The organism is Tardiphaga sp. 709 (assembly GCF_032401055.1).
GTDB lineage: Bacteria > Pseudomonadota > Alphaproteobacteria > Rhizobiales > Xanthobacteraceae > Tardiphaga.
The window spans coordinates 1,508,116-1,529,116 of sequence record NZ_CP135529.1 but is presented as its reverse complement, the minus strand read 5'-3'; the positions used below and the strand labels follow the sequence as shown (position 1 = coordinate 1,529,116).

Below are 21,001 nucleotides of genomic sequence, written 5' to 3'. Positions count from 1 at the left end.
CGCCTATCAACAGGTTGTTCGGGCACCAATGAACGATGCCATCGCAATCATAACCTCGCGCAGCAATTGCAGCGCGAGTGCCTATACCCATCCAGATACCGTGTTTGAATGCGTGGAAAACTGGAGTGTCGTTGTTCAATGCAACCTCCTCTGGTTGCGTTAACGGAACTTTATAATTGCGGCGAAATCAAATCAGGCCACTGCTCAAATCAAACCTGGCCACTGCGGTCGAAAACAGGCCGGTACCCAAAATTCCAAAAGAACATATTGCGAACATAGAACAGATGGGGTACATTGTTTTTAACCCGAACAGCGCCGCCATCCTTTGGCGCTTGCCGTTTGTCCTGTCGCGAATCCCTTCATAAGGAGCTAGATCAATGGCTACCACTCCGACTGCCCTGCGTATCGTTGAAGGATCCTCCATGGACAAGACCAAGGCCCTGTCGGCCGCGCTCTCCCAGATCGAGCGCCAGTTCGGCAAGGGCTCGGTGATGAAGCTCGGCAAGAACGACCGGTCGATGGACATCGAGGTGATTTCGTCGGGCTCGCTCGGCCTCGATATCGCGCTCGGCGTCGGCGGGCTGCCGAAGGGCCGCGTGATCGAGATCTACGGACCGGAATCCTCGGGCAAGACCACTTTGGCGCTGCATTGCGCCGCGGAAGCCCAGAAGAAGGGCGGCATCTGCGCCTTCATCGACGCCGAACACGCGCTCGACCCGGTCTATGCCCGCAAGCTGGGCGTCAATGTCGATGAACTCCTGATCTCGCAGCCGGATCACGGCGAACAGGCGCTGGAAATCGCCGACACGCTGGTGCGCTCCGGCGCGGTGGACGTGCTGATCATCGACTCCGTGGCAGCGCTGGTGCCGCGCGCCGAACTCGAAGGCGAAATGGGCGACGCGCTGCCCGGACTTCAAGCGCGGTTGATGAGCCAGGCGCTGCGCAAGCTGACCGCTTCGATCAACAAATCCAATACGATGGTGATCTTCATCAACCAGATCCGCATGAAGATCGGTGTGATGTATGGTTCGCCGGAAACCACCACCGGCGGCAATGCGCTGAAATTCTACGCTTCGGTCCGTCTCGACATCCGCCGCATCGGCGCGATCAAGGAGCGCGACGAAGTGGTCGGCAATTCGACCCGCGTCAAGGTCGTGAAGAACAAGCTGGCGCCGCCTTTCAAGCAGGTCGAATTCGACATCATGTATGGCGAAGGCGTCTCCAAGATGGGCGAAATCCTCGATCTCGGCGTGAAAGCTGGCATCGTCGAGAAGTCCGGCGCCTGGTTCTCCTATGACAGCCAGCGTCTCGGCCAGGGCCGCGAGAACTCCAAGGCGTTTCTCAAGGCCAATCCGGACATGACCGCCAAGATCGAAGCCTCGATCCGGCAGAATTCCGGCCTGATCGCCGAGCAGATTCTCGCCGGTCCCATTGAGCGCGACGAAGACGGCGGTGACGGCGAGGAGCCGGCAGAAGATTGATCGGATAGGGTCCGGAGACGCACTGACGTTCATGCGCAGTGATCTTGCCGGACCGGTCTTGCAGCCGACAGTGTCGGCTGAATGATTTCGCGGTGGGTGCTGTGGGGGTCTGTTGCCGATACCCTGCGGTGCCTGCCGCGTTGTCGTTTCAGGGCGCCCTGATCTGAGTGCACGCTGATCGCAATTATCGCCGCCCGGCGGGGACAGCCTCGCTTGGTGGCGCGATGAGTTTGTTGACCGCATGACAGGCGACGCCGTCGATCAGATCCGGCACGACTTTACGACAGAGATCGAACACTTCCGGGCAGCGCGGATGAAACGTGCAGCCGGAGGGCGGATCGATCGGATTCGGAATCTCGCCGGAGACCGCGATGCGTGCGCGGCCTGACATGGCCAGATCCGGCACGGCGCCGAGCAGCATGCGCGTATAGGGCATGCGCGGCGCGCGGAAAAGTTCGCGCCCTTCCGCAATCTCCACGATTCGGCCGAGATACATCACGCCGATCCGGTCGGCCATGTGCCTGACCACGGCAAGGTTGTGGCTGATGAACAGATAGGTCAGGCCGAATTTATCTTGCAGCTCGCGCATCAGGTTGAGAATCTGCGCCTGCACCGACACATCCAGCGCCGAGGTCGGCTCGTCGCAGACGATGAATTCGGCCTCGGAGGCGAGCGCGCGGGCAATGGCGATACGCTGGCGCTGGCCGCCGGAGAACTGATGCGGATATTTCTGCCCGTCGTCGGGATGCAGGCCCACCAAAGTCAGCAATTCGCCGACCCGCGCGCGGATGTCGCGCTCGCCCTGAATGAGATCGAAGGCGCGGATCGGCTCGGCGATGATGGCATCGACGCGCAGCCGCGGATTGAGGCTGGCATAGGGATCCTGAAAGATCATCTGGATGCGCTTGCGCAGCAGCTTGCGCGCGCCGGCCTGTGCGGGATCGCTCATCGAGACGCCGTCGATGATCACGTCGCCGGATGTCGGCGGCAGCAGCCCGACCACCATCCGCGCCACCGTGCTCTTGCCCGAGCCGGATTCGCCGACCAGCGCAAAGGTCTCGCCGCGCTTGATCTCGAAGGAGACCCCGTCGACGGCTTTCAGAAACTCCATCGGGCTGCGCTCGATCACCCGGTTGAGCCATGGCTTCGAGACATCGAAGGCGCGTTTGAGATTGCGTGCCTGCACCAGCGCCGTCATGCCGCGCTCTCCGCAGGAGCATGATCATGGAGATGATCGGGATCATAGAGATGACAGGCGACCTGCTGGGCGCCGACAGCGATTGGCTCCGGCCGCTCGATACGACAGCGGTCGAACGCAAAACTGCAGCGCGGATTGAACGCACAGCCCTGCGGAATGGCCGACAGCCGCGGCATGCTTCCCGGAATCTGCACCAGCCGCTGCGACGCGTCGCCGGTCAGCGTCGGGATCGCGCCCATCAGCCCCTTGGCATAGGGATGCAGCGGGTTCTGCACCACGTCGCGCACCGGGCCGATCTCGGCGATACGCCCGGAATACATCACGGCCACGCGGTCGGAGGTTTCTGCAATCACGCCCATATCGTGGGTGACCAGCATCACCGCCGTGCCGTGGTCGCGGCCGAGCCGCTTGATCAGCGCAATGATCTGCGCCTGCACGGAGACATCGAGCGCGGTGGTCGGCTCGTCGGCGATGATCAGTTCGGGCTCGGCCGCGATCGCCAGCGCGATCACCACGCGCTGCCGCATGCCGCCGGAAAATTCATGCGGATAGGCATCGACGCGCTTGTCCGGCGCGGGAATGCCGACCTCGGCGAGCAGATCCACCGCGCGCTTGCGTGCCTGCGTCTCGTTCATGTTGAGATGCGTGCGGATGGTCTCCACCAGCTGGTCGCCAATTTTATAAAGCGGATTAAGGCTGGTCAGCGGATCCTGAAAGATCATGGCGATGCGCTTGCCGCGAATCCGGCGCATCGCCTCCGGCGGCAGGTTGTCGATGCGCAGGCCCGACAGCAGGATCTCGCCGCCTGCGATCCGTCCGGGTGGATCGATCAGGCCGATGGCCGCAAGTCCCGTCACCGATTTCCCGGCGCCGGATTCGCCGACCACGCCCAGCACCTCGCCCTTGGCGATGTCGAAGGACACGCCGTCGATGGCACGCAGTGCGCCGCGGCGGCTGGCGAATTCGACGCGCAGGTTGCGCACGGAGAGGACGGGCACGCTCATATCGGGCACTGCTTGAGGTGAGGCATCATTGCAGCTTCGGATTCAGCGCATCGCGCAGCCAGTCGCCGAGCAGGTTGATCGACAGGATCAGCGAGGCCAGCGCGAGGCCGGGAAAGGCGATGACCCACCATTCGCCGGAGAACAGATAGTTGTTGCCGATGCGGATCAGCGTGCCCAGCGACGGCATCGTGTCCGGCATGCCGGAGCCGAGAAACGACAGCGTCGCCTCGGTGATGATCGCGAGCGCCAGATTGATGGTGGCGATCACCAGGATCGGCCCCATGGTGTTGGGCAACACGTGGCGGATCATGATCACCCGCGCAGGCAGGCCGATCAGCTGCGCAGCCGCGACATAGTCCTTGTTCTTCTCCACCATCACCGAGCCGCGCACGGTCCGGGCATATTGCACCCAGAAACTCAGCCCGATGGCCACCACCAGCACGATCAGCGTGGTCGAGGCATCGAGATGATTGCCGAGCGCGGACTTCACGACGCCGTCGATGAGCAGCGCGATCAGGATGGCCGGAAAGGTGAGCTGCACATCGGCGATGCGCATGATCAGGCTGTCGACGGCGCCGCCGACATAGCCGGCGATCAGACCGAGCCCGATACCGAGGACGGCCGCGAAACTCACGCCGAGCACGCCGACCACCAGCGAGATGCGCATGCCGTAGAGGATCGCCGAATAGATATCGCGGCCCTGTTCGTCGGTGCCGAGCAGGAACGGCCTCTGGCCCTCCGCCGTCCACAGCGGCGAGATGCGGGAGTTGATCAGTTCAAGCTGCGCCGGATCGAACGGGTTCTGCACCACCAGCACAGGCGCGAACAGCGCCATCATCAGCAGCACGAACACGACCCCAGCTGCGACCATGGTGAGCCTGGAGCGGCGGAACGAATAGAAGATATCGCTGTCCATCGCGCGGGCGAGGAGGGACGGTGTGCGGGGGACGGGCGCGTCGGTCATGTCACACCCTCATGCCGGCCGGTTGATCGTCGCGCGCAGGCGCGGATCGACGATGGTGTAGAGGATGTCCACGATCAGGTTGATGGTGACGAAGATCAGCGACACCACCAGGAGATAGGCCGCCATGATCGGGATATCGACATTCTGCACGGCCTGCACGAACAGCAGTCCCATGCCCGGCCACTGAAACACCGTCTCGGTGATGATCGCAAATGCGATGACTGAGCCGAATTGCAGCCCGGCCACGGTGATGACCGGCACCAGCGTGTTCTTGAGCGCATGACCGAAATGGATCGCCCGAGTGGTGAGTCCCCGTGCGCGCGCGAAGCGGATATAGTCGGTGCGCAGCACTTCCAGCATCTCGGCCCGGACGAGGCGCATGATCAGCGTCATCTGGAACAGGCCGAGCGTGACTGACGGCATGATCAGCGCCTTCAGGCCTGAGATCGTCAGCAGACCGGTGGTCCACCAGCCGAACTTGACGACATCGCCGCGCCCGAAAGAGGGCAGCCAGCCGAGCGTGACAGCGAACAGATAGATCAGGAGAATGCCGATCAGGAAGGTCGGCAGCGAGATGCCGATCAGCGACACCGCCTGCAGCACCTTGGCGAAGAACGAATCCTTCCGCAGCGCCGAATAGATGCCCATCAGGATGCCGAACACCATGGCGATCACCGTGGCGCAGGTGGCGAGCTCCAGGGTTGCCGGCATGCGCTCCTTCAGCAGCGCCGAGACCGGCTGGCGAAACTGGTAGGAGACGCCGAACTTGAACTGTACGGCATTGATGAAGTAGCGCGCGAATTGCACCGGCACGGGGTCGTCGAGGCCGAGCGATGCGCGCACCTCGGCGCGCTGCGCCGGCGTGGTGTCGATGGCCACCATCTGGTTCACGGGATCGCCGGCGAAGCGGAACATGGTGAAGGCGATGATGCCGACGGCAATCATCACACCAATGGACTGCAGGGCGCGACGCAGGATGAAAGCGAGCATGCGTGACCTTCGCTTTCCGCTTGGGTGCCGCCTAGTCCTGCTTCACCGCCCAGTATGGCAGCACCTGGTTGTCCGGGCGCTGCACGATCTTCACCTTCTTGGAGACGCCCCAGGCCAGCGCCTGCTGGTGCAGCGGGATATAGGCCCAGTCCTTGGCGGCGATCTCATAGGCCTGTTTGATGAGCTGGTCGCGCTTGGTGGTGTCGGTCTCCTGCAGCACCTGATCCGTCAACGCGTCGAACTGCTTGTTGCAATAGCCGCCGAGATTGGTGGCGCCGCGCGGGCTGTTCGGATCATCCCGGCAGCCCATGATGTCATGCATCACATTGTGCGAATCCTGCGTGCCCGGTGTCCAGCCGAGCAGATAGAATGAGGTGTTGAAGCCGCCGGTCTTGAAGACCTTGGCAAAATACAGCGCCTTCGGCTGCGCGTTCAGGATTACCTTCACCCCGATGCGTGCGAGCATGCCGACCACGGCCTGACAGATCGCAGCGTCATTGACATAGCGATCATTCGGGCAATCCATGCCGACTTCGAATCCGTCGGGATAACCGGCATCGGCCAGCAGTTTCTTGGCACCGTCGGCGTCGTATTTCGGCCGCGTGAAGTCGCCGGAGAGCTTGAACAGCGGCGGCGCGATCATCAAAGCGGATGGTGTCGACAAGCCGCGCATGACGCGGCTCTTGATCAGCTCGATATCGATGGCCTTGTAGAAGGCCTCGCGGACGCGGATATCCTTGAACGGATTCTTGCCCTTGATGTTCGAGAACAGCAGCTCGTCGCGGATCTGGTCCATGCCGAGGAAGATGGTGCGCAGCTCCGGCCCGGCCATCACGGCGGCATTGGCTGATCCATTGACGCGGGCGATGTCCTGCACCGGCACCGGCTCGATGATATCGACTTCGCCGGACAGCAGCGCCGCCACGCGGGTAGCGTCGGAGGCGATCGGCGTGAAGATGATCTCCTTGAGATTATGCTCGGGCTTGCCCCACCAGTTCGGATTGACCTTGAAGACGGTCTTCACGCCCGGCTGATGGCTTTCGATGGTGAAAGGGCCGGTGCCATTCGCATTCAACGACGCGAAGCTTGGCGAGGTCGCCGCGGCCGGCGTTGGCGCGTTGGCATTATTCGCCTCCGCCCATTTCTTGTCCATGATGTACCAGACGTCCCATTGCGACGTCAGGATGGGATTGGGCTTGGTCAGCACGAAATCGACGGTGTAGTCGTCGATCTTGAGCACCTTGGCATCGGCCGGAATGACGGTCGTGAAGTCGGAGCCCTTGGCGCGCACGCGGTCGGCGGAGAACACGACATCATCGGCGGTGAAGGGATCGCCATTATGGAATTTGACACCCTTGCGCAGATGGAAGCGCCAGCGCGTCGGCTCCGGTGTTTCCCAGCTTTCGGCGAGCGCCGGGATGATCTGCAGATCCTTGCCGCGCCCGACGAGGCCTTCATAGACCTGGCCGTGATGGGCGATCGTCGTGGTCTCGCGCAGCGTATAGGGATCGAGCGATTTCAGGTCGCCCTGATTGGCATAGCGCAGCGTTTGTGCGGAGGCGGGCAGTATGGAGGCAGAAACTGTGGCGAAGGCAATCAGCGATGCAGCGGCGGCAATGAACGTCTGGCGGATCGACATACTGAGCTTCTCCATTGCATAACCGCGATTGCATCACGACGCGGCCGCCCGACAGTTGAGCGAGTGTCACATTGTTGGCGGAGATTGCACGCTGCGCAAGCGGCATTTGTCAGCTATGCGCTGCACAATGAAGTGGCTGGCGTAATCCTTGCTAGGATTGGGTATAAGCAATTCTACGCATTGCGCGCGTGCATCATTCGGTCACGACACAGCGCTAACAGGACCGCCAGAACGGCAAGATTTCGGAGCAGGAATGGCGGAACTCAAGGCTGATGTGCTTGTGCTTGGCGCAGGTATGGTCGGTGTCTCGGCAGCGCTACATCTGCAGGCACGCGGCCGCAATGTGGTGCTGGTCGACCGGCATGAGAAGGCCGGCGAGGAAACCAGCTATGGCAATGCCGGGCTGATCCAGTGCTGTTCGGTTTTCCCTTATATGCTGCCGCGCGACCTCACCAAGCTGTTCAAATATGCGCTGAACCGCGCGCCGGAGGTGCACTATCATCTCAACGCGCTGCCCGGCATGCTGCCGTGGATCGTCAGATATTTCCTGAACTCGTCGCCCGAGGGAGCGCTCCGCAGTGCGATGGCGGCGCTGCCGCTGATCCAGCGCAGCCTGATCGAGCACGAGGCCCTGATCGCGGAGGCCGGCGTGCCGGAGTTGCTGCGCCGGATGGGATGGATCAACGCGTTTCGCTCCGAGGCTACACTGGCGAAAGGCATCGCGGATCTCGAACGCCATCGCGCCTATGGCGTACCGGGCGACGTTCTGGACGCCGCCGCCATTGCGGAGCAGGAGCCGAACCTGTCCAACGATTTTGCCGGTGCCATCCATTGGACGTCGCCGGGCTTCGTGCCCGATCCCGGCGGCCTTGCGAAAGCCTATGCCGCACTGTTCATCCGCAAGGGCGGTCGCTTCATTGCCGCCGACGCCCGGACGCTGGAGCAGAGCGACGGCAAATGGCGCGTGGCCGGGCCGAACGGGGCGCTGGTCGCGCGCGATGTCGTGGTTGCGCTCGGGCCATGGTCGGATCAGGTGTTTCGGCCGCTCGGCTACAATATCCCGCTCAAGAGCAAGCGCGGCTATCACATCCATCTGGCGCCATCCGGCAATGCGGTGCTGCGCCATCCGGTTCTCGATGCCGATCGCGGCTATCTGCTGGCGCCGATGAATCGCGGCATCCGGCTGACCACCGGCGCCGAATTCGCGCTCCGCGATGCGCCGCCGACGCCGGCGCAGATCGAACGGGCGCTGCCGATCGCACGGCAGACCTTTCCGCTCGGCAATCCCGTCGAGGCGAAGCCCTGGATGGGCGCGCGACCATGCCTGCCGGACATGCTACCAGTGATCGGCAAGGCGCCGCGCCACAAGGGCCTGTGGTTCGATTTCGGCCATCAGCACCATGGCTTCACGCTGGGGCCGGTGACCGGCCGCCTAATTGCGGACATGGTGACGGGCGTCACGCCGTTCACCGATCCCAAAGCCTTCGCGGCTGAGCGTTTCGGCTAACATCTCGCAACTGCAATGTAGATGTCACATCGCTTGCATCGGGCGGGCGTCAGCGGCGATACTGCCGCTGCGTCGCCATGTTCGCGTGAGCGGCCGGTTTGCCTCAGGAGCTGATAATGAAAGTGATCGTCACCGTGGACTGTACGCCGCTTGAGGCGCGCGAATTCCTGGGGCTGCCTGATGTGCAGCCGATGCAGTCGGCGATGATGGATCAGATGCAGAAGAAGATGATGGACAACATCGACAAGTTCTCGCCGGAGTCCATCATGCAGAGCTGGTTCTCGTTCGATCCGAAGATGGGCGAGCGCTTCCAGGAGATGTTCGCCAACATGGCGGGCCTTGGTGTGAAGCCGAAGGACAAGAAGTAGACGCGCGCTCAGCCCGCGCGGCGCGTGTTGGCCTGCAGCGGCTGCTGCAGCTTCGCGCCATGCGCATGCCGCGAGATGGCGTCGATCACCAGGGACCACATCGAGATGGGCAGGGCGTGGCCCATCCGGTCGACCATCATCAGTTTTGCGCCGGGAATCGACGCCGCCGTATCGCGGCCGGCGGCCGGATGCACCAGAGGATCGATCTTGCCGTGGATCACCAGCGTCGGCGCGGTGACCGTGGCGAGACGCTCTTTACGGCTGCCCGACGCGAGGATGGCGCGGAGTTGGCGGCCGACGCCCGCGGGGCTCAGGCCGCGCGCATAGGTCCGTTCGGCGCGGTCGAGATCCCTGGCTTCGTCATCCGGGAAGCTGCCGACGCGCAGGAACAGCCAGGTCTGCTTGAAGCGTTCGAGGAATGCCTCGTAACCGGTCGGCTGCGGCTTCAGCAGCAATAGCGACACCGCGCGGCTCGGCTGCGGCAGGCGCGGATTGCCGGTGGTCGACATGATCGAGGTCAGCGAGCGCAGGCGCTCCGGATAGGTGATCGCCATTTCTTGCGCGATCATGCCGCCCATGGAGGCGCCAACCACATGCGTGGAGCGGATGCGCAGCACGTCGAGCAGGGCCACCACATCGGTCGCCATGTCGCTCAGCTTGTAGGGAGCGGAGACGGGCGTACCGAGGAAGCGCAGCTTCGCCAGCTCGAACAGAGTGAACGGCTTGCCGCCGGCCATCTTGGAGGACAGGCCGATGTCGCGGTTGTCGAAACGGATCACGCGAAAGCCATTGCTGGCCAGTTCGCGGCAGAAGTCGTCGTCCCAGTGAATCATCTGAGCGCCGAGGCCCATGATCATCACCATCGGTTCCGCGTCCGAATAGCCGAAGATATCGTAACAGATATCGATCCCGTTCGCGCGCGCCAGCTGTGGCGGCTCGTACGGGACATCAATCGGTTCGGGGGATCGGGCGGAACGTGGGCTCATGTCAAACATATGACACGGAAAGCCCCTGCGAAAAAGTGACAACCGCGTCATGCGCCAAACAAATCGTCGCAGCGATTAATGAGAGATTGCGCGTATGGCAATTATGACAGTGCGCGCGGGCTTTTGTGACAGCGATTGTGACAATGGAACTGGTATCAGCCTCTCGCTAACTCCCGGCCCAGACGTCGAGCACGTAGCGATTGCGTGTGCCGAGGTCGTCGATCCAGGTCAGCGCCGCAGTCTCATCGCCGCCGTTGCGCTCGCGCTGGATCGCCATCAGCGCCGCTTTCACGTCCGGCTCCATCTTGCCGCCGTCCCCGCAGACATAAGTAATGGCGCCCTGCTGGATCAGATCCCAGACGCGGTCCTTCTGCTGGGTGATGAGGTGCTGCACATAGGTTTTCGGCGCATCGCCGCGCGAGAAGGCGGTGTGTAGTTCACAGATACCATCGGCAGCGAAACCCTTCAGCTCCTCGGCATAGAGAAAGTCCTGATCGGGATGGCGGCAGCCGAAGAACAGCAGCGCGGGGCCAAGCGTCGCACCTTGCGCCTTGAGTGCGGCGCGTTCCTGCAGGAAGCCGCGGAACGGCGCGAGACCTGTTCCGGGTCCGATCATAATCAGCGGCACCAGGGGATCGGCGGGCAGGCGGAAGCCGGCCTTGGTTTCGCGCACGATCGCATGCACGGTATCGCCGGCGCGGCGGCCGCTGAGATAGTTGGAGCAGACGCCTCGATAGATCCCGCGGCCCGAATGCGCCGGGCCTTGAACGACGGCTGTGGTGACGCTGCAGCGTGACGTCTCACCATGCGGCGACGACGAGATCGAATAATAGCGCGGCGCCAGCTGCGACAGCATTTCCAGATAGGTGTGGAACGGCAATTCGCAGGCTGGATGTTCTTCGAGGAGGTCGAACACCGATTTGCGTTTGGCGAGGATGTCACTGCGATAGCGCTCGCTTGCCGCGGGATCGTCGCCGACATAACCGAGCAATTTCGGTCTGGTCATCGGGCAGCGCGTGTTCTCCGCCATGATCTGGATCTGCTTGCGGGTGGCGACCTGCTGCAGCTCGACGAACTCCGTCAGCAATCGGCCGACAGAGACGACATCACCGACCGGCAGTTGCGCGCGGCGGCCCGTCGCGACCTGCAGCCGGATCTGATCGTCCGGCAGGAAGCCGAAGCGGCGCGCGACCGCATCAACAAGCGCGGGATCGTTGCGCGGCACCACGCTGAGGTGGTCGCCGACGCGGTAGCTGGTCCCGGCAGGCAGCTCGATCTCGATATGACGTGTCGAGCGATCCGACGCACCGTTCTGCAACTCGCGATTGGTCAGCACCTTCATCGGGACCACGCCGCCGAGCGCAACGACGGTGTTCACCGCGCTCGGTGCTACAGGTTCGATCTGATAGAGCGGCGCATCGTCGGCGCTGCGCTCGAAGCCGGTGTCGAGGCCGAATTCCTTCACCGCGAGCGGACGCAGTTTCGCGAACCAGGCTTCGAACTGACCGTCGAGATCGTCGCGCGCATCGCCTTCGCCGCGGACATAGGCGTTGGTCGCGCCATGTTCGCGGAGCTTGTCGTCGATATATCTAGGGATCGACTGATAGGTCGCGAGCCAGTCGCTGTTGCCGCAGCCGAACACGGCATAGCGCACCTTGGCAAAGGCGTCCTTGGGCAGGTCGGTGCCCAGCCAGTTGACGAATTGCGTGGCGTTGTCGGGCGCCGCGCCATTGTAGGACGCGCAAAAAATGAGGACGCCGCCCTCGGTCGGCAGCTTGCCGACAAAGTCATCCAGCGGCGCGAGTTTCGTCGCAAAGCCGTTGACCTCTGCGAGATCGGCGACGCGCGTCGCCAGTTCCTCGGCGGTGCCGAGATTGGAGCCGTACAGCACCAGCAGCGGTGTGTTATGGCTCGGCCGCGCACGGCCGGTGGCGACGGGTGCGATCGGCGCGGCCGCAGTCGCTGCGCCAGTGCGGCCCGCATAGGCGCCGCGCTCGTGATCGTGGCGCGGTCGCACCTTGATCTTGAAACCATCGGGCTTGATGGTCAGCGTTTCCTTCAGCACCATCTGGTAGCGCTTGTGGTCGGTCATCTTGAACCGCTGCAGGATCATGCCGAGCGCCAGGGCCGCTTCATGCATGGCGAAGCCGCGGCCGATACAGGCGCGCTGGCCGTTTCCGAACGGCTTCCAGGCGTTGATCGGTCGTGCGGCTTCGGCTTCCTTCGAGAAGTTTTCCGGATCGAACGCATCGGGATTAGGTCCCCAGACCGAGGGATCGCGATGTAGCGCCAGCACCAGGATGGTGACGAAGGTGCCCTTGCGCAGCTTGTACTTGCCGCCGCCGATGGTCTCGTCCTGCACCGGCGCGATGCCATAGGCCGGTGCCGGCGGCCACAGCCGCAGCGACTCCTTGAGGATCTGCGTGATGTAATGAAGCTGCGTGACCTGCTGATAGGTCGGCTTGGCATTCACATCGGGGCCGAAGACGCGGTCGACTTCCTCATAGGCCTTCTTCAGCACCTCCGGGTGTTTCAGCATCGCGTAGATCGCACATGACAGCAGACCCGATGTGGTCTCGTGGCCGGCGATCAGGAAGGTGTTGATCTGGTAGCGGATGTTGACGTCGTCGAGTTGTTCGCCGGTGGCGCGGTCGACGCCGGTCATCATCGCCGCCAGCATGTCCTTCTTGCCGTCCGCCGCCTCAGCGGCCTTGCGGCGTTCGGCAATGATCTCGTCCACCATGGAATTCATGAAGGCGACGTCGCCGGCGAGATCGCGGCGGCGCTTCTGCATCCACAGACTTTCCAGCGGCAGGCCGCGGGTCATCATGATGGTCTCGAGCGAGCGCACCAGCGATTCCACGAAGGGGTGGTAATCGCTCCGGTAGAACGAGTTGAAGCGATAGTCGAAACCGCACAGGCCGATGGTGTCCAGCGTCAGCGCGGTCATGTCATGGACGACGTCGATCTCCTCATCGGTGTTGAGGCGTTCCCATTTCTTCACCAGCTGCTCGGCGATATCCACCATACTGGGGTGATAGGACTGCATCGCGCGGTTGCCGAAGGGCTGCAGCAGGATGTTGTGGGCCTTGGTCCAGTTCGGCTCTTTGGTATCCGCCGTGAACAGGCCGTCGCCGCCGACGGCACGCACCCGGCGCAGCGCCCCGCGCACCGCCTTGTCGAAGCGCTTCTCGTCGCTGAGCTCGTCCACCAGATCGTGGCCACCAACGATCACGATGGGCGAGCCCATCATGTCCAGCCAGAAGATCGGTCCAAGCTCCTTGGCCAGCCGCGCCAGATCCTGCACCGGCGCATTGGCGTCCAGCGACAGCATGTTGCCCACCACCGGCTTCTTCGGCGGATGCGGGATCGGAGCGAGTTTGTTGGTGGACGTCATTTCAAAAGTCTTTCCTGCCCGTATGCGCTTAACCGAACCGCCGGCGCCGCCAGTCGATCAGCACCTGGCTGACCTCGTCGGGCTTCTCCTGCTGGGTCCAGTGACCGCTGTCCTTCACCAGATATTTCTCCAGATCGGGAATGATGTTTTCCATGCCGTCAGCGGAGGAGGGCGGTAGCACCGCGTCGTTCTCCGCCATGATCATCAGCGATGGCACGCGCACGGTGTGATCGAGCCCTTTGGCGCGCTCCCAGTTGGCGCTCATGTTGCGATACCAGTTGATGCCGCCGGTGAAGCCGGATTCCTTGAAGGCATCGACAAAGACCTTCTTCTCCTCGTCGGAAAGAATCTTCTGGCGCGGATCCTTCGCGGGATCGTAACCAGCCACCATTTGCGGAAACGCCAGATTGGTCTTCGACGACGCGCCGATTCCGCCGACCGGCGCCTCGCCAACATTGGGTTGTTTGCGCGGCATCGGCTTGCGCATGAAGAAGTCGAACGCCTTGTCGACATTCTCGCCGAAGATGCGATCCGGCTCGCGTGCGGGATCCTGGAACTGGACGATATACATCGTCTCGCCGAAGCGCTTCTTGTAGATCTGCAACGGATCGACCGGCGCGCGATCGGTGTGCGGCGTATTCACGCCGACCACACCGGCGACACGGTCGCGATGCCGCAGCGGCATCTGCCAGACAATGAAGCCGCCCCAGTCATGGCCGACGAAAATCGCCTTGTCGATCTTGAGATGATCGAGCAGGGCGACGAGATCGCCGGTGAGATGTTCGATGCTGTAGTCCTCGACGGCGTCGGGCCGCGACGTCGCGCCATAGCCGCGCTGGTCCGGCGCGATGACACGGATGCCGGCTGCAGCGAGCGCCTTGATCTGATGCCGCCAGGAGAACGCCATTTCGGGCCAGCCATGGCACAACACTATCGGCGGTGTGTCGCTCATGGGGCCGGCATCGTAATATCCCATGCGAATGCCATTCAGCTTGGCGAACTGCAACGGGGGCATTTCAATCATGGTTGTTCCCTAGCTGGCGGTCTTGAGAACGTCGGGCGGCGCAAACGCCGCCTGCAGCAGCGCGAATTCGTCCGGCATCATGTCGGCGAGCACCTGTACATGCGGGATGATGTTGGCGCCGGCGATGAAGCCGAAATCGAGCTGGTCGCGATAGCTCTGGACGGTGATGTTCAGCGCCAGCCCATGGGTGGCGATGGACACCGGGAAGATGTGCAGCAGTTCGGCCCCGGCCGCGTAGAGCGTTTGCCGCGGGCCGGGCACGTTGGACACGGTAATGTTCGCCGCTGGCGGCAGCACGTCGGAGAGGTTGGTGCGGCTGTAGAGCAGTGCCAGGATCTGCACCATGATCGGTGCGCCCAGCATGGAGATGTTGGAGACCTGCGGCATCAATGCGCGCAGCGGATGCGACATCTCCTTGGACTTGGTCGATTGCGCGATGATCGCTTCCAGTCGCTCCTTCGGGTCCTCGATATTGCTGGCGATCGAGCAGATCATGCCAAACACCTGATTGTTGGAATCCGTGTTGCCTTCCTCGCGCAGCGAGATCGGCACTGCGGCAGTCAGGGACTTGGCGGGCAGGGCGCCTTTTTCCTTGAGGTAGCGCCGGACAACGCCTGACGAGAGCGCTAGCACAACGTCGTTGAGCTTGCCGCCTGCCTGCTTGGCAACGGCCTTCGCGGCCGAGAGCGGCACTGAGACGCCGGCAAAGCTGCGCTCGGACGAGATCGTCTTGTTGAGCAGCGTCGGCGGCGACAGCATGCTGTTGAGACTGTCGCGCGATTTGGGATCGGCGATTTTGGCCATCACGTCGGAGGCACTCTTCACCATGGTCGGGATCGAGCCGGCGAATTTCACCGCACTCTCGATCTGGAACATGGCGTTGTCGAACAGGATTGAGCCGATATCGCTCTTGCCGGAGCGCGGCAGTTCGATGCCTTTTCCGGAATTCTCCAGCGGCTGACGCCAGAGCTGCTGGTAGGAGTCGATGAAGCTCGCTGCGATATCGCGCGGCTCCTGACGCTGCTTCGCGCGCACTTCCGGCTTCTCGATCTCGCGCGGGATCGGCGTCACGTCATAGATCATGCTGGTGAGGGCTGCGCCGGCGCCGCCATCGATGCAGGCATGGTGCATCTTCGAATACAGGCCGATCTCGTTGTCCTTCATGCCCTCGAAAACGTAGAACTCCCACAGCGGCCGGGCGCGGTTCAGCAGCTTGGCATGCATCCAGCCGACGATGCGCTCCAGCGTGGGACGGTCGTGGGGCGCGGGCAGGCTGCCGCGGAAGATGTGACGGTCGATGTCGAACTGGTCGTCCTCGACCCAGGAGGGGTGGTCGATATCCAGCGGGGCCTTTTCCAGCCGGGCCTTGAGGATCGGCGCCACATGCAGGCGCGAGGCGATCATCGCCTTGAAGTCCTCGAAGAAGTCGCCCTTGTAGTCCTCGGGCAGGCGAAAGATCGCCATGCTGCCAACATGCATCGGCATCTCCGGCGTTTCCAGATACAGAAACGACGCGTCCATTGAGGACAGCTTCCTGCTGGCTTCCGCCATGATACGTCCCTCCCTCGCATGGTCACCGACGCCTTTGCGGCGCTCTACCGATGAGTGTGCCTGCGCGCGGGGCGAATATGCAATGGCAAAGGCGAGGCTGGAGACCGGCCAGGCCCACGACTTAAGGCTGGGGTCGCCGAGGCGTTGTGGGGCGGTTTGCCGACTTAAAGGGCAGGCGCCGTTTGCCTTGCCCAGTTGGATATCCGGAGAATCTGCGGCTCGAAATACTAAATTATAAAGCTAAATCAACACGTCAGTTGGTCTTCCGCTTCTGAGCTTTGGCGGTAGCCCGTTAATGCATCAGGCGCCGCCTGATTACCGGGCATATCACGGGTTTGTGATGTTGCGATGCACCATCGATGTTGCAGTGCATTATTTACTATGTCATAGAAGTTGCACCCCGGGCCCACAACGGCGGGACGGGGTGAGCCGAGCCTTATTTCAAGGATGGCTGAAACCCGAGGATGGAGACGAACATGACGATCGAAACCGAAACCAATTCCGTGCTGAACAACGTCAAGCAGGCTTTCGCGCCCGTCACCGAGGCGTTCACCAAGCTGCAGAACCTTGAAGTGCCCGAAGCGACCCGTGACTTCGTCAAGCGCGCTGCCGGCACTGCCCAGGAAAAGGCCGCTGACTTCCAGGCCAATTCCGAGAAGGTGACCTCCGCCATCGAGACCGCCGTGTCGAACTCGGTGAGCGAAGCCACCAAGATCAGCCGCAACGTTCAGGACGCGTTCTATGCCGACGTCCAGTCGTTCTTCGCTGGCATCGACAAGCTCGCTTCGGCGAAATCGCTGACCGAAGCCTTCCAGGTGCAAACCGATCTCGTGCGTGCCCATGGCGAAGTTTTGAGCTCGCGCGCCAAGGCCTCGACCGAATATCTCGGCAAGCTCGTGTCGGAAGGCGCCAAGAGCGCGCAGGACAACTTCTCGAAGGCGACGTCGTTCGCCAAGAGCGCCTGATATAGCGAGCGCCTGATCCACACGCGATCAAGCGACATGAATTCGAAAGGCCCGCGCAAGCGGGCCTTTTTTTCGTCGTTCCGGCAGAGCACGCCGCGCGTCCCGGCGTCGGAAGCATGCTCACTTGATTGTCACGGTGATCTTGTTCGAGACGATGGGCGGGTTGAAGGGATAATGAGCGCCGTCTCCCAGCACGAGCTGGAGCGTATGTTTGCCGGGGGGCAATTCGATGCGTGCTTCGGTTTGGCCGGCTCCGAAATGGAGATGCGATTTGTCCTGCGGGATCGGTTCCTTGGGATCGAGCGGGTCATTCACATCGATTAGCAAATGATGATGGCCGCTGTTCTGGAAATTATCGCCTGCATGAGTCACACCCATGTTGCGCAAACCGAAGCGACACCAGAACCCGCCCTTGATCACCGCTTTGTCCTGCGGCCACACGAAATAGAGAACCGCGTCTTTCGGAGCGGACTTTCCTTGCGCATGGACTGCAAGGGGCGCCGTTGACAGCATGGCGGACAACATGATGAGCCCGGTGATCCTCATGACGCAGCCTTTCCTTCGGGGGCGGTCTCAGGACGAAATGGCAATCCGGAAGCCGTGGGTCGGATATCGCACATTGGTGTCGTAGCCATCGCGGCTTGCGGGTCGGACGTAACGCGCATCGTTTTTCCAGGAGCCTGATCGAATGACGTGCGAGACGCAGTCGTTCTCGACCCATGGCGAACCATTCTGCGGGGCACCCTGATAGTTCTTGTGCCAGCAATCCTCTGTCCATTGATTGACGCCGCCACCCATATCGTAGAGTCCGAATGGATTTGGCTTCAGGGTGCCCAGCTTGAGCGGCTGTTCGGCGGTGGCATCCGTGCAGTTCTTGCAATTGGCCATGCCGGGCTGCAGCTGATCGCCCCACCAGTATTTCGTTTGCGTGCCGCCACGGGCGGCATATTCCCATTCAGCTTCACTCGGGAGCCGGAAGGCTTTTTGCGTTTCCTTCGCAAGCCACGCGACAAACTGCTTGGCATCGGTCCAACTCACATCGGTGACCGGAATGTCGTCCCGCCCTGTCACCAGAAACGCGCATGCATTCGCGGCAGCGCATGCGTTCCACTCCCGAACCGAGACTGGATACTTGCTGATGGCGAAGGGCTTGATCGTGACCTGGTGGACCGGTTTTTCCGATATGTCGTCATTGCTGCCCATCGCGAAGGTCCCGCCAGGGAGTGGGACCATGACGGGCTCTATGACCGGCTTTGGTGGTGCTGGCGGCGGGGGCGGGGCAGGCGTTACCGCCGGAGCAGGTTCAGGCCGGGCTTGCTTGGCGGCGGGCGCGGGCGCTGATCGGGTGCTTGTATTCCCTGTCTCTTGCGGAGGCGCCGCGGGCGCTGACGCCTGATTGCCGATTTCACCGCGCGGGTAAGCCCTCATGTACCAGGCGCCGGCGCCTGCGAGAGCCAGCAGGATGGCGCAAAACGAAACGATCAGAACATGTTCACGCCGCTTCCGCGCCTTGTTGAAGGCCGCCGGATCAGGAAGCACCCGGTAAACGCGCACCGGGTCGGTAATGTTCTTGATCTTGCGATCTCCAAGCGACTCGTAGCCGCAGACGAGCTTGTGCTTGATCTGCTCGTAGATGCCACCCGAGATGTACACTTGGCCGGGGTCGGCGATCCCCTCGAGGCGCGCAGCGATATTGACGCCATCTCCGAAGACGTCATTGGGCTCGATGATCACGTCTCCCAGATTGACGCCAATGCGATATTCGATCCAGGAGCTCTTCGGCAGCGCAGCGTTGCGCCCGATCATGCTTTGCTGGATGACGATTCCGCACCGAACGGCTTCGACCGGACTGTCGAATATCGCAATGAACCCATCGCCGGTCCTTTTGACGAGTTTGCCGTCGTGCTCGGTAATGCTCGGCTCGATGAGGTCACGCTCGATGCGCTTGACGCGCGCATGCGTTTCTTCCTCGTCGAGTTCCATGAGGCGGCTATATCCGCAGATGTCCCCCACAACGATCGCCGCAAGGCGACGCGGCGTTCCGACGCGCGGGGTGGCGGGGTCCTTGCCCCTGCCTGAACTGATGTCACGAATCTCGCCGCGCATGACTTCGCGCCTCTACAACGGACACACGAGGTTCACTAGCCGTTCGGTCGACCGTCATGACGCTACGCCCAACGTCTCGGTCAGACAATTGGCTGAAAACGCTACTTGGCGAATCCCCGAGGAGCCGCGCGGTAGCGAGATGACGAAGTTCCTCGCATTCGCTGTATCGATATACCCGGCGCCGATAGAATACGGCGGCAGCGAAACAGGTTCTCAGTTCACCTGCCGCTCTTTCCCGACCCAATACGGATCGCGCAACTGTCGTCGCAGGATCTTACCCGACGCATTGCGTGGCAATGCTGCGATGAAGTCGATCGTCTTCGGCGCCTTGAATCCCGCGATGCGCTCGCGCGTGAACTTCATCAGGTCGGTTGGGCTGAGCTCCTTGCCGGACTTCAGCACCACCACGGCCTTCACAGCTTCGCCCCATGTATCGTCGGGAATACCGATGACGGCGACCTCCGCCACATCGGGGTGATCGCAGATCGCGCTTTCGACTTCGGCTGGATAGATGTTCTCGCCGCCGGAGATGATCATGTCCTTGATGCGGTCGTGGATGTAGAGGAAGCCGTCCTTGTCGAGATAGCCAGCGTCGCCGGTGCGCAGCCAATTGTCGCGACCCAGCGTGCGCGCGGTGGCGTCCGGCAGATTCCAGTAGCCGACCATATTGGACGCCGAGCGCGTCGCGATCTCGCCGACTTCACCTGTTGGTAGCGGCTTGCCGTCGACATCGAGAATGGCGATCTCGATCCCCGGTAGCGCCTTGCCGGCGGAACGCATGCAGTCGCGGCCCTCGACGTGGTCTTCGGGCGCTAGCACCACGATGGTACCGGTGGTCTCGGTCATCCCGTACATCTGCACGAAGCCGCAGCCGAACACGCTGATGCATTCCTTTAGCAGCGCCGCCGGGATCGGCGATGCGCCGTAGAGAATGTAGCGCAGCTTGCTGAAATCCATCTCACGCGCCCGCGGTTGCCGCACGATGAACTGCATGGCCGCCGGTACCAGGAACAGTTTGCTGATACCGTAGTCGTGGAAGAAATCGAGCACCTTGTTCGGGTCGAACTCTCGCGCGATTACGCCCTTGGCGCCGTGATAGAGCCCGAACACTGCCCAGCCGACGCCCCCGATATGGAACACCGGCATTGCCACCAGCGATACGTCGGTGTCGGTCCAGACGTTCCAGTCCGGGTTCTCATCGGTGCTGCCGATGCGCAGCAGTGACAGGAAATTGTTGTGCGACAGCATCGCGCCTTTCGGCTTGCCCGTGGTGCCCGACGTGTAGAGCTGGATCGCGACATCGTCCTTGGTCATTGTGAGGTTCGGGTCGCGCTCGCTCTGCGCGTCGCGCCAGGCCGTAAAGTCCTGCCACTCGGTTGCGCCGCCTTCCATGGTCATGACGATACGCACGCCCGGCATTTGTGGCTTGAGGCTGCGGACGAGATCGACGAATTCCGGTCCGACGAACAGCACCTGTGCCTTCGCGTCATCGACGATAAAGGCGATCTCCGGTCCGGCGAGCCGCCAGTTCACCGGCGCCGTCACCACCTTGGCCTTCACGGCGCCAATCAGCAGTTCGATGAAGAGGTCGCTGTTCTTGCCGAGATAGGCGATGCGCTCATTGGGCTTGACGCCGAGCGCCATCAGCCCGTTGGCGACGCGATTGGCATTGCGACCGAGTGATCTGTAGCTGGTCTCGCGGCCCTCGAACACCAGCGCAATTGAATCGCCGCGCGTCTGTGCTTGCACGCGAATGACATCGGCCAGCGTGGCCGCTTGCGCAACGGACATGTGTCTCCCTCCCGCAGTTTATTAGTTGCG

General features: G+C 62.3%; 16 protein-coding genes. 4 read left to right on the top strand and 12 right to left on the bottom strand.

What is annotated here, in order from left to right; genetic code table 11:
* Positions 1–377 precede the first annotated feature (377 nt).
* Positions 378–1,481 carry a recombinase RecA gene (gene recA, locus RSO67_RS07815; RefSeq protein WP_089265133.1) on the top strand — a complete coding sequence of 368 codons (1,104 nt, stop codon included), beginning with the start codon at positions 378–380 and terminating at the stop codon, positions 1,479–1,481.
* Between the two features lie 184 nt (positions 1,482–1,665).
* Here the strand turns inward: recA and RSO67_RS07810 are convergent, their stop codons facing one another.
* The 5 genes from RSO67_RS07810 to RSO67_RS07790 are packed head-to-tail and all read right to left on the bottom strand — an operon-like array spanning position 1,666 to position 7,276.
* Positions 1,666–2,679: an oligopeptide/dipeptide ABC transporter ATP-binding protein gene (locus RSO67_RS07810; protein ID WP_315843027.1), complete on the bottom strand. Its 1,014-nt coding sequence runs from the start codon at positions 2,677–2,679 to the stop codon at positions 1,666–1,668.
* Positions 2,676–3,683 (bottom strand): ABC transporter ATP-binding protein, encoded by a 1,008-nt coding sequence (locus tag RSO67_RS07805; protein WP_315843026.1) that lies wholly within the window; start codon positions 3,681–3,683, stop codon positions 2,676–2,678. Before RSO67_RS07805 ends, RSO67_RS07810 begins: the two co-directional genes overlap by 4 nt.
* A 25-nt stretch (positions 3,684–3,708) precedes the next feature.
* Positions 3,709–4,647, bottom strand: a complete 939-nt coding sequence (locus RSO67_RS07800; RefSeq protein WP_315843025.1) for an ABC transporter permease — start codon at positions 4,645–4,647, stop codon at positions 3,709–3,711.
* A gap of 9 nt (positions 4,648–4,656) precedes the next feature.
* On the bottom strand, positions 4,657–5,637 hold the full coding sequence (locus RSO67_RS07795; RefSeq protein WP_149531197.1) for an ABC transporter permease: 981 nt from the start codon (positions 5,635–5,637) through the stop codon (positions 4,657–4,659).
* Between the two features lie 31 nt (positions 5,638–5,668).
* Positions 5,669–7,276, bottom strand: coding sequence for an ABC transporter substrate-binding protein (locus tag RSO67_RS07790; RefSeq protein WP_315843024.1), 1,608 nt, complete (start codon positions 7,274–7,276; stop codon positions 5,669–5,671).
* A 253-nt stretch (positions 7,277–7,529) separates the two neighbouring features.
* Here RSO67_RS07790 and RSO67_RS07785 point away from each other — a divergent pair, with 253 nt between their 5' ends.
* Together RSO67_RS07785 and RSO67_RS07780 are read left to right on the top strand one after the other, a co-directional pair.
* Positions 7,530–8,783: an FAD-dependent oxidoreductase gene (locus RSO67_RS07785; RefSeq protein ID WP_315843023.1), complete on the top strand. Its 1,254-nt coding sequence runs from the start codon at positions 7,530–7,532 to the stop codon at positions 8,781–8,783.
* Positions 8,784–8,899: 116 nt separating this feature from the next.
* Positions 8,900–9,151: a DUF6489 family protein gene (locus RSO67_RS07780; protein ID WP_068735746.1), complete on the top strand. Its 252-nt coding sequence runs from the start codon at positions 8,900–8,902 to the stop codon at positions 9,149–9,151.
* An 8-nt stretch (positions 9,152–9,159) separates the two neighbouring features.
* Here the strand turns inward: RSO67_RS07780 and RSO67_RS07775 are convergent, their stop codons facing one another.
* The 4 genes from RSO67_RS07775 to RSO67_RS07760 all read right to left on the bottom strand — a co-directional run bounded on the left by RSO67_RS07775 (position 9,160) and on the right by RSO67_RS07760 (position 16,109).
* Complete coding sequence (locus RSO67_RS07775; RefSeq protein WP_315843022.1) at positions 9,160–10,137, bottom strand: alpha/beta hydrolase; 978 nt, start codon at positions 10,135–10,137, stop codon at positions 9,160–9,162.
* Positions 10,138–10,303: 166 nt separating this feature from the next.
* On the bottom strand, positions 10,304–13,534 hold the full coding sequence (locus RSO67_RS07770; RefSeq protein ID WP_315843021.1) for a bifunctional cytochrome P450/NADPH--P450 reductase: 3,231 nt from the start codon (positions 13,532–13,534) through the stop codon (positions 10,304–10,306).
* Between the two features lie 28 nt (positions 13,535–13,562).
* Entirely contained in the window at positions 13,563–14,558 is a 996-nt protein-coding gene (locus tag RSO67_RS07765) for an alpha/beta hydrolase (RefSeq protein ID WP_315843020.1), read from the bottom strand.
* 9 nt (positions 14,559–14,567) lie between these two features.
* Positions 14,568–16,109 carry a WS/DGAT/MGAT family O-acyltransferase gene (locus RSO67_RS07760; RefSeq protein WP_068735749.1) on the bottom strand — a complete coding sequence of 514 codons (1,542 nt, stop codon included), beginning with the start codon at positions 16,107–16,109 and terminating at the stop codon, positions 14,568–14,570.
* Between the two features lie 476 nt (positions 16,110–16,585).
* Here RSO67_RS07760 and RSO67_RS07755 point away from each other — a divergent pair, with 476 nt between their 5' ends.
* Positions 16,586–17,074, top strand: a complete 489-nt coding sequence (locus tag RSO67_RS07755; RefSeq protein ID WP_315843019.1) for a phasin family protein — start codon at positions 16,586–16,588, stop codon at positions 17,072–17,074.
* A gap of 120 nt (positions 17,075–17,194) precedes the next feature.
* Here RSO67_RS07755 and RSO67_RS07750 read toward each other — a convergent pair whose 3' ends face one another.
* From RSO67_RS07750 to RSO67_RS07740, 3 genes are all read right to left on the bottom strand, one after another.
* Positions 17,195–17,599, bottom strand: a complete 405-nt coding sequence (locus RSO67_RS07750) for a DUF4399 domain-containing protein (RefSeq protein WP_410001820.1) — start codon at positions 17,597–17,599, stop codon at positions 17,195–17,197.
* A 48-nt stretch (positions 17,600–17,647) separates the two neighbouring features.
* A complete protein-coding gene (locus RSO67_RS07745) occupies positions 17,648–19,180 on the bottom strand; it encodes an SUMF1/EgtB/PvdO family nonheme iron enzyme (protein WP_315843017.1) in 1,533 nt (510 codons plus the stop codon).
* A gap of 213 nt (positions 19,181–19,393) precedes the next feature.
* A complete protein-coding gene (locus tag RSO67_RS07740; RefSeq protein ID WP_315843016.1) occupies positions 19,394–20,971 on the bottom strand; it encodes a fatty acid--CoA ligase in 1,578 nt (525 codons plus the stop codon).
* Positions 20,972–21,001 lie beyond the last annotated feature (30 nt).